Below are 1028 nucleotides of genomic sequence, written 5' to 3'. Positions count from 1 at the left end.
CATTAAAAGGAATTCTTCTTTTGAAGATTTATTTTTAACTTCATATCTATTTAAGGACCTTTCCTTATATCTGATGATATTTTCTTGTAATTTTTTAGAGTAATTTCCAAGCGTTATTTTATCTAGTGAGGCAACTATGTCTCTCAGTGTTAAAACCTCTTGATAAAGCTTTGTTTCCCTTGTTGTAAACAATATATTATTGTGAGCTATTCAATTTCTTAAAAACACCATCTCGTTAAGGATGCGAATCAATTGCATTTTATCCATTTTGAATTCACGATCAGGGAATATTTCCTTAATGTGATTGATATTCAACAAGGAAATAAGGCCAATCAATTCGCCAAATGATAACTCATCAATTATTTGAAAAATATCATCGGTTGAATTATTCTTGCTAACGTTTTTTATTTTTCCTTGAATAAAGGATTTACTTTTTTGTTTATTTGTATAAATAGAAAAGTCTTCAATATTTTCAAAAATACTTCCATCATTGATTTGGTCAAGACCAATATCGTTAAATTGAAAATAATATTTCACTCATGAAGAAATTTGGATTTCAATAGGTTTTAAAATTTCAGACAATTCCCGCCTAATGACCACATCGGTTTTATATAGTTGTTCTAATAGTGGGCATAATATTTTAATTTTATTGCCTCGCATTCACTTTAAAAGTGTTAAATACCTTGAACAGTGTTTATTTGATAAATGATAATTACTAATGCATTCATTGTTAATAATTAACCCATTATCCTTCAACATATTAATCTCTCTATCATATTGTTCTTGTGTTAATTTCATATAAAAATTATATCAATCATTGTAAACAAATATTTTCTATTTATTAGTTTTATTAATTACACACTTAGTACATGTCTAATATTTAGATTTTGAAATGTATTGTATAAGTTATGCAAACAAAAGAAAATATTTTAATTCAGTTTTTAAAAGGTGTATTTTGTAATTTATTTAAAGAATAATAAATATAATCTATTAAATTAATTACTAATATATAATTGAGATAGCAGGAG

Annotated in this window: 1 protein-coding gene; it reads right to left on the bottom strand. The window is 24.8% G+C overall.

Annotation, left to right across the window (positions count from 1 at the left end):
• Window positions 1–798 (bottom strand): Abi family protein (locus C4B24_RS04805; RefSeq protein WP_131599643.1); only part of this gene is annotated, 798 nt, incomplete at its 3' end.
• Window positions 799–1028: the final 230 nt, after the last annotated feature.

The organism is Mycoplasma marinum (genome assembly GCF_004335975.1).
In the GTDB taxonomy this organism is placed as follows: Bacteria; Bacillota_I; Bacilli_A; order Mycoplasmatales; family Metamycoplasmataceae; genus Mycoplasma_K; species Mycoplasma_K marinum.
This window is presented reverse-complemented; position numbering and strand designations above follow the sequence as displayed.